The organism is Neokomagataea anthophila, from assembly GCF_018122595.1.
GTDB lineage: Bacteria > Pseudomonadota > Alphaproteobacteria > Acetobacterales > Acetobacteraceae > Gluconobacter > Gluconobacter anthophilus.
In genome coordinates this window covers 16,736-29,870 of record NZ_JAGRQH010000010.1, presented here as the reverse complement: position 1 = coordinate 29,870, position 13,135 = coordinate 16,736, and the positions used below count along the sequence as shown (strand labels likewise).

8 protein-coding genes and 1 pseudogene are annotated in these 13,135 nt (G+C 46.1%); 7 read left to right on the top strand and 2 right to left on the bottom strand.

Annotated features, from left to right (window positions below; translation table 11 throughout):
- Positions 1-5 precede the first annotated feature (5 nt).
- Both KB213_RS10905 and KB213_RS10900 read left to right on the top strand, forming a co-directional pair.
- Complete coding sequence (locus KB213_RS10905; RefSeq protein WP_211683062.1) at positions 6-3,413, top strand: CheR family methyltransferase; 3,408 nt, start codon at positions 6-8, stop codon at positions 3,411-3,413.
- Positions 3,406-3,771: a response regulator gene (locus KB213_RS10900; protein WP_211683060.1), complete on the top strand. Its 366-nt coding sequence runs from the start codon at positions 3,406-3,408 to the stop codon at positions 3,769-3,771. The genes KB213_RS10905 and KB213_RS10900 overlap by 8 nt, the downstream gene beginning before the upstream one ends.
- Here KB213_RS10900 and KB213_RS10895 read toward each other — a convergent pair.
- A complete protein-coding gene (locus KB213_RS10895) occupies positions 3,766-4,353 on the bottom strand; it encodes a CatB-related O-acetyltransferase (protein WP_211683058.1) in 588 nt (195 codons plus the stop codon). The genes KB213_RS10900 and KB213_RS10895 overlap by 6 nt on opposite strands.
- Positions 4,354-4,647: 294 nt before the next feature.
- On the opposite strand from KB213_RS10895, the gene KB213_RS10890 reads away from it, so the two are divergent.
- The 3 genes and pseudogenes from KB213_RS10890 to KB213_RS10875 all read left to right on the top strand — a co-directional run bounded on the left by KB213_RS10890 (position 4,648) and on the right by KB213_RS10875 (position 9,600).
- Positions 4,648-6,375 carry a glycoside hydrolase family 68 protein gene (locus KB213_RS10890; RefSeq protein WP_408903741.1) on the top strand — a complete coding sequence of 576 codons (1,728 nt, stop codon included), beginning with the start codon at positions 4,648-4,650 and terminating at the stop codon, positions 6,373-6,375.
- A gap of 206 nt (positions 6,376-6,581) precedes the next feature.
- Positions 6,582-8,213 (top strand): annotated as a pseudogene (locus KB213_RS12870) (glycoside hydrolase family 68 protein).
- 202 nt (positions 8,214-8,415) lie between these two features.
- Positions 8,416-9,600: an MFS transporter gene (locus KB213_RS10875; RefSeq protein ID WP_211683050.1), complete on the top strand. Its 1,185-nt coding sequence runs from the start codon at positions 8,416-8,418 to the stop codon at positions 9,598-9,600.
- A 58-nt stretch (positions 9,601-9,658) separates the two neighbouring features.
- Here the strand turns inward: KB213_RS10875 and KB213_RS10870 are convergent, their stop codons facing one another.
- A complete protein-coding gene (locus KB213_RS10870) occupies positions 9,659-10,558 on the bottom strand; it encodes an endonuclease/exonuclease/phosphatase family protein (RefSeq protein ID WP_211683048.1) in 900 nt (299 codons plus the stop codon).
- A gap of 113 nt (positions 10,559-10,671) precedes the next feature.
- Here KB213_RS10870 and KB213_RS10865 point away from each other — a divergent pair, with 113 nt between their 5' ends.
- A complete protein-coding gene (locus KB213_RS10865) occupies positions 10,672-11,613 on the top strand; it encodes a retropepsin-like aspartic protease family protein (protein ID WP_211683046.1) in 942 nt (313 codons plus the stop codon).
- Between the two features lie 88 nt (positions 11,614-11,701).
- Positions 11,702-13,135, top strand: coding sequence for a glycoside hydrolase family 32 protein (locus tag KB213_RS10860; RefSeq protein WP_211683044.1), 1,434 nt, complete (start codon positions 11,702-11,704; stop codon positions 13,133-13,135).

Here is a 13,135-nt window from a genome sequence, read left to right as displayed (position 1 = left end):
GTACCATGACAGACACACCACACGCCGCCCCCTTCATTGTTGGAGTTGGTTCATCTGCTGGCGGGATCGAGGCTCTCCGGTCCATGTTTTCAACAGCACAATGTCCAACCAATATGGCCTTTGTCATCGTTCAACACTTAGACCCTGACTATCACAGCCTACTTGCACAACTTCTTGACCGGCATACCGGCCTAACCGTTCTACAATGTGAAGGCGGAGAAACCCTTCTTCCTGACCACGTCTATATCATCCCTCCAGGGCATGGCTTATTGCTCACCAAAGGGAAACTCGAACTTACAGACTTCATACAACCGCGCGGCGTGCGCCGACCTATTGATGATTTTTTTCGTTCCCTGGCCTCAGACCAAAAAAATAATTCCGCCTGCGTTGTTCTTTCTGGTACCGGCGCCGACGGCACCTTAGGCACTCAAAGTGTCAAGGAATACGGTGGCCTGTGCATTGCGCAGACTCCAGAAACGGCACGCTATGATAGCATGCCACTTTCCGCGATTAGCACTGGGCTTATTGATTTCATATATCCACCCGCTGACATTATCCCCAACATCCAAAAATATCTTAAGCGCATTGCAGCAACACCTTTGACCGCAAATATGACATTCATTCATGAACAGATGGACGAATTATGTCGTGAGCTACGCGCTGTCGTCGGGCATGATTTTTCGGGCTACAAACACTCTACTCTACTAAGACGCATAGCCCGACGTATGCACATTGTTGGGATAGAGTCTGAACAAAAATACTTAGAATTGATCAAAAATGACCCCAAAGAAGGCCAAGCCCTCTTCAAAGATTTTCTCATTAACGTGACGAAATTCTTTCGCGACCCCGAAGCCTTTAAAAAATTACATGAACAGGTAATCGAACCTCTCGTACATCAAGCCCTTCCCAATGATGAACTACGCATCTGGGTGCCTGCCTGCTCAAGCGGTGAAGAAGCCTATAGCATTGCCATGCTTTTCGCTGAAACCGTACGCTTATCAGGCCTCACGCACCATATATCAGTTCAAATATTTGCCTCTGATATTGATGATAATATGCTCAATATTGCTCGAGAAGGCACTTACCCCCTTGCCTCCTTAATCGACATCCCTGAGCACCTAAAAGAACGATATACCACCCCCGTATCGGACAAATTCAAAGTAACGTCTTACATCCGTAATATGGTACGTTTTTCTAATCATAACCTGTTACGAGACCCACCATTCTCTAAGGTTGATCTGATATCATGCCGTAATGTTCTAATTTACTTTAACGATACCCTACAAAAATCCGTCGCTCCGATACTACACTTTGCAACCAAACCTGACCGCTTTTTGTTTCTTGGCCCATCCGACAGTATGGGGCGCTTTGAGGGCTATTTCTCAACAATAGACCTTCATGCACGCATCTTTTTGCGCTCCCCTGAGAGCAAGACCTACCCCCTATCCCTTCCCAATACTGACTATAATAAAATCCGGATCGAAAAAAATCCTGACAAACAAATTCCAATTCAAAACATCAATAACAAAAATATATCACACCGAGTTTTAGAGAAATATTCTTTTCCTACAGCCGTTATTAATAAAGAAAATGAAATAATATCTGCCTTTGGAAAGATAGGGCGATATTTTCACTTTCCTGTCAGCCATATTGATGGTGCTAATATTTTTACTCTATCAGGCCCTGACCTAAGGACCGTACTCGGTCAAATTATCCGCGAAACACGCGTTAAAATGCGCAAAGTCATCGCACGCAAGGTTGAAATTCGTACTGAATTTATCATCCACACAGTTGATATTGCCTGCGACCCTATTGATAATGAGACCCTTCTCATTATCTTTATGGAGGCGGCCTCCACCACGCCACGCCTTGATGATGATTTTGACGAATTTGAAAATAATCACGATCATATCGAGCAGTTAGAAAATGAATTACGGCACGCACGATACAGCCTTCGCATGGCTACAGAGGAACTCGAAACAGCCAACGAAGAATTAAAAAGCTCAAATGAAGAAATGATGTCGATGAACGAAGAGCTTCAATCGACAAACGAAGAGCTATCGACCGTTAACGACGAACTAAAAATAAAAATAGGGCAACTATCAACATCAAATAACGATCTGAAGAATTTCTTAGAATCAACAAACTTATCTGTCATCGTTATTGATAATAAAGCCTGCATCCGCAACTTCACAGAAGCTGTAACACATTTATTTCCTCTAAAAAATACTGACAAGGGTCGTCCACTCGCCGATGTTGCCAGCCCCTTTGACATAAACAGCTATCACCTTGATGCCCTGAACGTCGCCAAAAGCGGAAGCATCGTCCAAAAACGTATCACCACACGTGATAAATTGCGCGTTTACGCCCTGCGCATTCTGCCATACCACAGCGACATTGCCACAATTAACGGCGCCACACTCGTCTTTACAGATATTACAGATGCTCTTTCCCTTGAGCGCCAACTCTCCGCCGAACGGGATCGATTAAACCTTGCCATTAAAGCCGCACAGATTGGTATTTGGAGTTATTGTCCATCCCTCTCTCAAACAACTATTGACGTAGGGAATGGCGCCTCCATCTCCCCACACAGTACAAACACCACAACAGGCGCGCTCGTCTTTCCATCGGACCAAAGTATTCTTCAGGAAAATCTTGATCTTGCGCTCAAAGGAATAGAAAAATTTGACTGCAGTTTTCGTATTATTCTACGCAGTGGAGAAACACGCTGGATACGCGGTTATGGCCACCTGATTGCCAACCAGATACCGGTTACACTTATTGGTGTTTCTATTGATGTAACACCAGAACATATACTGGTCGAAACGCGTGAACTCATGGTTCGCGAAATGAACCATCGCATCAAAAATCTATTTGCTATCATCGGTAGCATGATCACCATTGCCGCCCAACGACACGACAATGTTCCACTCTTCGCAAAGAGTATGCGTGAACGTATCGTGGCCTTAGGCACAGCCCACGCAGCAACACCGACAACAGACAATCATGACAAGCCCCACTTAGACAAACTCATATCTGCTATTTTAACACCCTATAAAGACCTCGCTCACTTATCTTTTTCCGGCCCCCCCATCTTGATACATCAGGATGCCCTGTCTTCATTAGCCCTCATTTTCCATGAGTGGTCTACCAATGCCGTAAAATATGGCGCCCTAGATTCCGATGCCAAAGGTAAACTCACCGTCACTTGGCGCATACAAAATGACCTTTTGTACCTTGAATGGACAGAAGAAAAAAAACGACAACGCTCTTTCGAACCGCAAAAAGGCTTTGGGCGTATTCTAGAAGATATTTCCATCCGCCAACTAAATGCGACCAGCGAAACAACATCGAATAATCATCTTTTCAGCAAAACCCTCACCTTACCCAAACGCTGTTACACCTATGAATAAATGTGTTTTCCTTGTTGAAGATGAGCTACTGATTTCACTCGAAATCGAAATGCTCTTGGCGGAGCTTAACATTAAAAGCTACGGTCCGTTTTCATCATGCGAGGCAGCACTCTCTGCTTTAGAGCGCATTGATACGCACAGCATCAATTGCGCCATTCTCGACGTCAAACTCACGGATGGCGAAGCTCTACCCCTCGCACGCGTATTTCATCAACGCGGCATACCTATTATTTTTAGCTCAGGTCATGCCAATAATCACTACCTAGAAACATATTATCCACCCGGACAGTATATCTCTAAGCCCTTCGACCCCACTCTCATGAAAAATACCATTAAAACATCGATACAAAAATCATGACTGATCGAGAGAAAAATTCTGTACAAATTTTTCAACCTGGTCGTTCATCACAAATGGAAGCCGTTCTCTTAAAATATCTTCAGACCAATACCACCATTCAATACCCAATAATTTTTTAATCATATCTTCTGAAAACCTATATCGGATTACTTTCGCAGGGTTTCCACCAACAATAGAATATGGCGGTACATCTCTCGTCACAATTGCACCTGCAGCAACGATAGCCCCAGACCCAATATTAACACCCGACATAATCACAGCACGTGCACCAATCCACACATCATGCCCAATCGTCACGCGCCCCTTGGTAGCATGATCATCTGTTGCATTTTCCGCTTCAGGCCAAAACTGTTTCAATGTTTTAAATGGATATGTCGTGACTGCATCAACGCGATGGTTACCCAAAATAATAAGCACTTCAGGGCCTATCGAACAAAATCGTCCTATTTCTAAAGGAGCATATCCCGCCTCAATAATTTCAGGTTTTCCGTACGTATAATCACCAATTTTCCAACCCCAATCATCAATCTGATGCGCCAGAAAATATTTCGTTAATAGCGAAAACGCTTTGTTCCCAAACATAAATTATCACCCTGTCACATGCAGTAAACCGTACCCACGCTTCATTTTTCTTTTCAAGAAACAATGACTTAATAAGACATCAAAAATAATGAAATATTATGTAACACTTTAGTGGGTTATAAAGTTTCATATCGTTAAAACAAAAAAAATTTATAATATTTCATAGTGCGAATCATTAAATTTTAGATAGCTTGATAACAACTTACCGTTAATTAATGTAAAACATTAGTTAATGATAAGTGTTTTTAAAAACTTAATCTTCTGCTCTGGAAATAGGGTACCATATTTATGGTTATCGGGTTTGCAAAAAGAAAACTGTTTACTTTGGCTGGACTAGCGATAGCCTCCCTATCTCTTAGTCATGCATCAGCTCAAAGCTTACCCCCTGCCTTAGCAAGTATCCTACAGGATATTCAGCTCCCTCCCGCTCCAGGGCTAATGCCGTTCAAGCGCATGAGCCAACATATTCCTCTTGAACCGGGATACCCCGCTCCCGCCACGCACACCGGCGCTGCGCACGATCCTTTTGAAGATTACACTGGTCGTTGGACACGTGCAGACGCTCGACAAATTAAAGCCATGTCCAACCCCAATGTCGCAGCTGGTGTAAACTCCCTGCCAAATGCACTAACTATGCCGACCATTCCTGTCGACTTTCCTAGCATCAGCGATAAAGTTTGGGTGTGGGATACATGGCCTCTTACAGACGCCTCCGGGAATCAATACAGCTACAACGGTTGGGAAGTTATTTTCTGCCTAACCGCTGACAAAAACGCCGGTTATGGTTTCGACGATCGTCATACACACGCAAAAATTGGCTATTTCTACCGTCGAGCAGATATTCCTGCCTTCCTGCGCCCACCTGCTGGCGGCTGGATTTACGGCGGAAACTTATTCCCAGACGGTAGCAGCGAAGCCATTTATGCAGGCCAAGCTTACACCGATAATGCCCAGTGGTCCGGCTCAACACGGATTCAGCAAATTGGCACCAACGGCATCATGACGTTTTATACGGACATGGCCTTCAATCGTAACAGCTCTGGCGGCAATATCACTCCTCCGCAAGCAATCATTAGCCTAGCAAAAGGACAAATCCACGCGGACGCCACCCATGTGTGGTTCACAGGGTTTGATCAACACACTCCATTGCTGCAACCCGATGGCACCTATTATCAAACAGGGGCGCAAAACCAATATTTCTCTTTCCGTGACCCATACACCTTTAAAGACCCTGCCAACCCCGGCAAAACGTTTATGGTCTTCGAAGGTAACTCTGCCGGCGTTCGTGGACAAACACCATGTGATGCATCTGACCTCGGATACCAGCCTGGCGACAAATATGCCGAAACGGTTGATCAGGTAAACGGCTCCGGTGCCATTTTCCAACGCGCCAATATTGGCTTAGCCGTTGCAACAAACCACGATCTGACCCAATGGAAATTCCTGCCGCCTTTAATCTCCTCTAACTGCGTGAATGATCAAACAGAACGGCCACAGATGTACATCAAGAACGGCAATTACTACCTCTTGACCATCAGCCACCGTACAACCTACGCGGCTGGGATTGATGGCCCCGATGGTGAATACGGCTTCTATGGTAAAGGCATCCGCAGTGACTGGATTCCACTAAACAATAGCAGCGGCCTGATGCTTGCCAACCCGACGGACCTCAATACGGCTGCAGGTGCGGACTGGGCGCCTAACCCACAACAAAACCCGAATGCTTTCCAGAGCTATTCACATTACCTCATGCCAGATGGAAAGATTGAATCCTTCATTGATACAGTCCAAAATCGCCGGGGCGGAACACTGTCTCCCACCGTTCAAGTTTCAATGAATGGCCCCAATACTGCAATTAATTCCTGGTATGGCATCCAAGGATTAGGGGGGTATGGCGATATTAGTGCTAACCTCGCGAATACTAACCTCTTAGGACTTTTAGAGGATAGTAACCCTATCCCCTCCCCTTCAGCCCCAACAGCACCTGCCTTCCCAGACCCCTTTAGCATCTTCGGCTTCTAAAGATTGAGGCCAATCTCCCTTCAGCTTAATAACTGGAGGGAGATTTTCGACACCCACACCATCATTCATGACGGTATTACGAAAAGAAATAATTTTATATTCTATACAATTGCATTGTTATTTTTTTATACTTTTTAAGCCATCCCTCCGAATGCCTCAAGAGCATCGGTACAGTGCATTTACACGCACGATTACAAGGATGCCCCATGCAGCACAAATTTTATTCTAAAAAATATATCTTAAGTATCGCAAGTACCCTCACCATACTTCCTTGCCTGCATGCCTTTGCTCAAGATGCCCAGCGGCCACCCGCCCCTGGTACAATGCTTATCAAGCCGATGCCTCAACATATTCCTGTAGATTCAGGTTTTCCCGCACCGAGCACGCATACTGACCTCGCTCATGCACCAGAAGAAAATTACACTAGTAAATGGACCCGCGCAGACGCGCGTCAAATTAAAGCGATATCCAACCCCAATGCTCCCATCGGGGCGAACTCCCTTCCTCCATCATTAACAATGCCGACCATCCCAAAAGATTTTCCGACGACTAATGGTCAAGTTTGGGTATGGGACACTTGGCCTTTAACTGATGCCGCGGGAAATCAATATAGCTACAACGGATGGGAAGTCATTTTCTGTCTAACAGCCAATAATAATGCTGGCTATGATTTCAGTGGCCGCCACGTACATGCCCAGATTGGTTATTTTTATAGAAAAGCTGGTCTCCCCGCTTCTTCTCGCCCCGCATCTGGCGGTTGGATTTATGGCGGCAATCTTTTTCCTGATGGCAGCAGTGCAGCCCTATATGCTGGACAAGCAGGGATTAACGCTCAATGGTCTGGATCAACCCGCATCACACGGGTCGGTACGAATGGCATTATGACGTTCTATACTGATATGCTGTTTCCCGATAACGGACCAACAGACGCCACCATTACACTTGCCAACGGGTAAATCCATGCGGATACTACACATGTGTGGTTCACAGGTTTTGATAAGCATATTCCGTTATTAAAACCCGATGGGTATTATTATCAAACGCGTGAACAAAATCCATTCATGTCATTCCGTGACCCATACACGTTTAATGACCCCGCGAACCCTGGAAAAACCTATATGCTCTTCGCAGGAAACTCTTCCGGCGTTCGCGGCAATACCCCATGTAATGCAGATGACCTAGGCTATCAGCCCGGTGAGAAATATTCTGAATCCTTAGATCAAGTAAACTCCTCTCCTGCCATATTTAATCGTGCCAATGTTGGCCTCGCCGTTGCAACAAAAGACGACCTAACGCAGTGGAGATTCCTGCCGCCTATTATCTCTGCAAACTGCACAAATGATCAACTAGAACGCCCTCAAATGTACATGCAGGATGGAGACTATTGCTTAATGACCATTAGCCACCGCTTTACTTTTGCAGAAGGGCTCGACGGCCCTGATGGAGAGTATGGTTTCTATGGCCATGGAATACGAAGTGAATGGATTCCGCTTAATGCTAGCAGCGGCCTCGTACTCGGCAACCCTACCAATCTACAAATTGCCGCCGGCGCTGACTGGGGCCTAAACCCTGAGCAAAATCTCAACACTTACCAAAGCTACGCGCATTACGTCATGCCCGGTGGTAAAGTACAATCCTTCATCGATATGGTACAATATCGTTGGGGCGGATCATTAGCTCCTATTGTACACCTCAATTTCCAAGGCCCCAATACTGCTGTTGATATGCAGTACGGACAGAATGGCCTCGGCGCTTATGGTGACATTAGCGCAAACGTCGCCAACACCAATATTGCTGGCATGATGCAAGATATGCGCAGTTCTTCCAGCCGCCGCTAATAATCAAAGCCCTGCCATGACGCCAACCGTTATGGCAGGGCCCCCTGCGAAATACTCAGCCCACCCATGCGTTTTCGATGCGTCATAATTGACTCATCTCTATGCTGTCCCGCTCATCATGATGCTTGTGGTCTACAGACACGGCCACCTTTTCCTTGGTCGTATCACCTGACGTTATCCTATGACCGGAAGGTTAGAGCTCATGACCACAGAAGACATGCCGGTGACCTCACCAACCCAACAGGTTCTCCCGGTCGTTCTGTTTAATTTGCTCGTTTATATTGTCATCGGCTTGCCCAGCACCGTTTTGACACTCTTCGTGCATGAAAAATTAGGATACAGTACGACCATCGCAGGGCTCAGCTTTTCACTTCAATATTTAGCCACCTTCGCGGGGCGCGCACCAGCAGGAAAACGCATTGACCTATACGGCCCTAAACCGGTCGTTGCCATGGGCCTGCTGGCCTGCATACTATCTGGCACCAGCCTCTTCTGTGCAGGCTTCTTGCAGCACACCGCCCTACTCTCTTTAACGGTCCTGCTCATCAGCCGCCTCTTTCTCGGTTGGGCAGAAAGCTGGGTCGCAACAGGCGTTACCGTTTGGAATATCGGTCGCGTTGGCAGTAAGCACACAGCAACGGCTATTTCATGGAACGGTGTTACCTCCTATGGCGGCATCGCCCTAGGGGCCCCATTGGGCGCCAAGCTGGCACACCTCCCGGGCCTCTTCGGCAGCATTATCGGCGTGGGCATTACCGCTTTAATACTCCCTCTAATTGGCCTAACCATCATCACCTTTTACAAAGGCCTCTCACCCGCCCCATCCCACGCTAAAAGACTGCCTTTTAGTCATGCCTTACGCCTTGTCTTCCCACATGGCATGGCTCTGGCTACGGGGTCCGTCGGCTTCGGGGCAATTTCATCCTTTCTAGCCCTTTATTATGCCCATAATCATTGGAGCGGCGCAGGCTTTGCCGTCACAACATTTGGCCTTGTCTTCGTATTTGTCCGTTTAGCCTTCGGCAAACAAATCAACGCACGAGGCGGCGCAGAAATTGCAGCCCTTTCTCTCTTGGTTGAAGCCTCAGGCCTTGCGCTAATTGGCTTTGTTCATAGCCCTATCGCTGCTCTCACAGGTTCAGCACTCACAGGCGCGGGCTTCTCACTCCTGTTTCCATCCCTCGGAACACTCGCCGTTAACCGCGCTGGCGCACAAAACCGCGGAGCAGCCCTTGGCGCCTACTCTATTTTTACAGATCTCTCCGTGGCTTGTTGCGGACTAATACTAGGCCAACTGATTGAGGCCACAAATTATACAACCATGTTCGCAGCAACAGCTCTGTGCAGCCTAATTGGCGTTGGCATTAGCCGTGTTCTCAAAGATTGATATTGCTCATACCAAGTTGAGCGGCACACACATAACGCCGCTCAACAGCACCGAACGACTAATTCGCGCGTAAAATCGCTTCAACAGGAAAATGGTCTGAGGGATAGCGCTCACCTTGATGAAACGTATCAACTTTCATCCAGATCGCCTTAAATCCTTGCGTCATAATATAATCAAGCATGACCTGAGATTGCCCCGTAAAGTCATGAAATGTTCCTTCTGGCCCCTCTTTATGTGCGGTGTGCTCCCACATATCGACCAAGCCCTTCTCCATCAAACGATGCGCTTCATCCATCGGCGCCGAATTAAAATCTCCGACTAAAATAATCGGCAAGCCATGCGCCAACTGCGGCAATTTTTCTAAAATCAGCCGAACAGAATGCGCCCGTGCCGGTGCATCTTCCACATCACGATTGGCAAAATGCGTGTCTAAAAACAAAAACCGCCTCCCCCGATGCGAGACGGAATTTTTTCTATACTCAAAAACACCCCAATTTACATAACGAGGCAACGTTGCGCCCCACCCAATACTTCCAGGAACATCAGGTGTATGAGACAACCAAAACATTCCGTGATCGGAAAGTGTTACACGATCTGTATTGTAGAAAATACCCATATGTTCATTATCGTGCCCACCAAAACGATCCACAGCAAACCATTTATACTGCGGTAAATGTTGCACAATATAGTGCGCTTGCTGCACAAAAATTTCCTGCGTTCCCATCACATCAGGAGAGAATTTCTGCACCACTTTCACCAAAATATCACGACGATTTTCCCAAATATTTATTCCATCTTCTGGATTAGGGTAACGCACATTAAATGTCATAACCCTCAAGTCATCAGATGCATAAAGAGTGTTAATTCCCAAAAAAATAGGTAATACAATTAAAGCGTGAAAAATGCTTTTAATCGACATCAAAGGCCTCACTAGACAAAAATTATTCGCTTCATTCACGAAGAAAAATATATTTTCAATACGGAAATATAAAATTCATAATTGATTAAATTATTCATTTATAATTATTGTAAAAAAATGAACAACCAATAACATTGGGGTGAAATTAATTTATGAAATATATATCTCTTGCATGCACCCTTTTTGCTCTAGGATTAGCCAATTGCGCAGATGATGGTTCTTGTCATATTACCTCTCTCGGCAATATGGAAGTCATCAACAACAATTTCTCTCCAATTGTACGCGCCACAGTGAACGGACACCCTGTAGCATTTCTTGTTGATACAGGTGCTTCACAAAGCTTAATTTGGTCAGCTCAAATAGAACCATTAGGAGTTACTACTCTACCACAGTCTATTTTACTCAACGGTGTTGGTGGTAGCACGTTCGCCAATCTCGTATCCGTCGATACCTTAGGTATCGGCTCAGGAATAGCCCGAAATGTAACCCTCCTATCAACAGGAGAGAAATCCGGACACAATACGATTGCGGGCCTGCCTATTGTTGGCCTCTTCGGTGCAGATTTTCTGCGTAATTACGATATTGCAATGGACCTTCCACAACATCAAATCGCTTTATTTGACGTAGAAGGCTGCACAGGACAAATTCCCCCATGGCCAGGAAAATATACCTCTATTCCTTTTTCATCTCCCATCAATGACCGCAATAAAATTGGCGTGACACTCAAAATCAATGATCATCCCATTGATGCGATCATCGACAGTGGAGCGAGTTCTACACTTCTCGCCGAAGATGACGTACTCGACGCAGGCATCAAAAAAACAGACCTACATGCAGATAAATCAATGAGTTCATATGGCGTCAGTGAAGATAAAGTGACAAATTATCTGCACAAATTTAAAAGCTTCAGTATTGATTCCCTTAATTTTCACAACATCACACTATCTGTCGCTGATGTTGATATAAATCTCTTGGGGGCTGACTTTCTTCGACACTACCGCCTCTGGATACCCAAGCGCCAAAGTACTTTATATTTACAACCAGAAGGCAATACAGAATACGTTACCGTACAACCTCGCCTCCCTCAGCACTAAGCCGCACACTTGGCTTATTGGACACTATCCCTTTCTATAAAAACATGCTCTCATGATAAAACTCATGCGATCATAGGAAAGCGTTCCAATGAGCCATTTACCCTTCCGTGGGGACCCACAACCCATCCTTAAGGTGAATGGTACTTGGCACTTCTACTATCTCTATAACGTTGACTTTCCCACAGGCAACGGCACAGCGTGGAAACTCGCCACATCACACGATCTTATTCACTGGCGTGATGCTGATATTGCCATTCCTAAATATACTACCCCCTACGGCGATCCATGGAGCGGCTCACTCATCATTGATCATGATGACCGCGCAGGATTAGGCAAAAACACCATTATTGCCCTTTGCACCATGCCTATGCCCAATGGCCAAGGAACGGCGCGCTGGTTTTCTACAGATGGCGGGAAAAGCTTTACTTTTGACCGCCCTGTTATGACGAACCCAATGCCCAATAATACTACTATTAAAGATAAAGTTTTTCGGGACCCACGCATTACATGGTTTGAAAAAGAACAATGCTGGATCATGTCCCTCGCAGAAATTGGAAAAATCGGCTTTTACCGCTCTTCCAATCTCACAGACTGGTCCTACCTATCTGGCTTCCTGTGCGACAGTTTAGGAACCCTAGAATGCCCAACCCTTTTCCCTATCGTCGCCAGAGATCACCAAGGACACCACAAAGGAGAACGCTGGGTCCTTTTATGCAGCGCAAACGGCTACCGTCATGGCTTCACTACTGGGGCCCATTACTGGGTCGGGCAATTTAATGGTCAAACATTCACACCAGATGCTCCAACCGGTCGCTGGCTAGACGGCGGAAGTGACTTCTACGCCTGCGCTATTTGGGGTGATCACCCGCTTACATCTCACCCACAAGAATACTATTACGCCATCGCGTGGAAGAATAACTGGGATTATGCGACAGAATTACCCCGCATTAATTATTATGGCAGCTACACGCGTGTCCGCACGCTGACATTACAAGAAAGCGATGCTGGTTATATCCTGACCAATAACTTCATCGCCCCTACTGAGATTTTTCACAACCTACAAAAACAAACACTACACAAACAGACACTACACGCCACACAATCCTTACCCATCCCCCTCACACATGCAGAAAGCTACGCCCTCCAAGCTACCATCACATCAACCACCGATGGTCAGTGGCCGCGTGACATCACCATCACTTTTCAAAGCGGTCAGGGTACGCCGTTCACTCTCATTTTGTCTCCCAGTCGTAACAACGTAAACTTGAAGCGTGATCACTCAGGCTTTGCCCCTTCCCAAAACATCGCTTGGACTGCAGAGCGAAATGCCCCACTCACTTTCGACCGTACCCTAACATTCACAGCACTCATCAATAGCAGCAGCATTGAAATTGTTTTCAATGACGGAATGTTGTCCCTCACGTCTCTTGCTTTCCCACAACTCACACCCGCCACACCGCACATCACAATCTCAGACCACTCATGCATTCTCCAGTCTCTCACAATTACACACGCATCATAG

What these genes read in the sequence shown, in the direction of transcription:
- KB213_RS10905 (WP_211683062.1), top strand. Translation starts at nt 6, where the DNA reads ATGACAGACACACCACACGCCGCCCCCTTCATTGTTGGAGTTGGTTCA.
- KB213_RS10865 (WP_211683046.1), top strand. Translation starts at nt 10,672, where the DNA reads ATGAAATATATATCTCTTGCATGCACCCTTTTTGCTCTAGGATTAGCC.
- KB213_RS10895 (WP_211683058.1), bottom strand. Translation starts at nt 4,353, where the DNA reads ATGTTTGGGAACAAAGCGTTTTCGCTATTAACGAAATATTTTCTGGCG.
- KB213_RS10875 (WP_211683050.1), top strand. Translation starts at nt 8,416, where the DNA reads ATGACCACAGAAGACATGCCGGTGACCTCACCAACCCAACAGGTTCTC.
- KB213_RS10860 (WP_211683044.1), top strand. Translation starts at nt 11,702, where the DNA reads ATGAGCCATTTACCCTTCCGTGGGGACCCACAACCCATCCTTAAGGTG.
- KB213_RS10900 (WP_211683060.1), top strand. Translation starts at nt 3,406, where the DNA reads ATGAATAAATGTGTTTTCCTTGTTGAAGATGAGCTACTGATTTCACTC.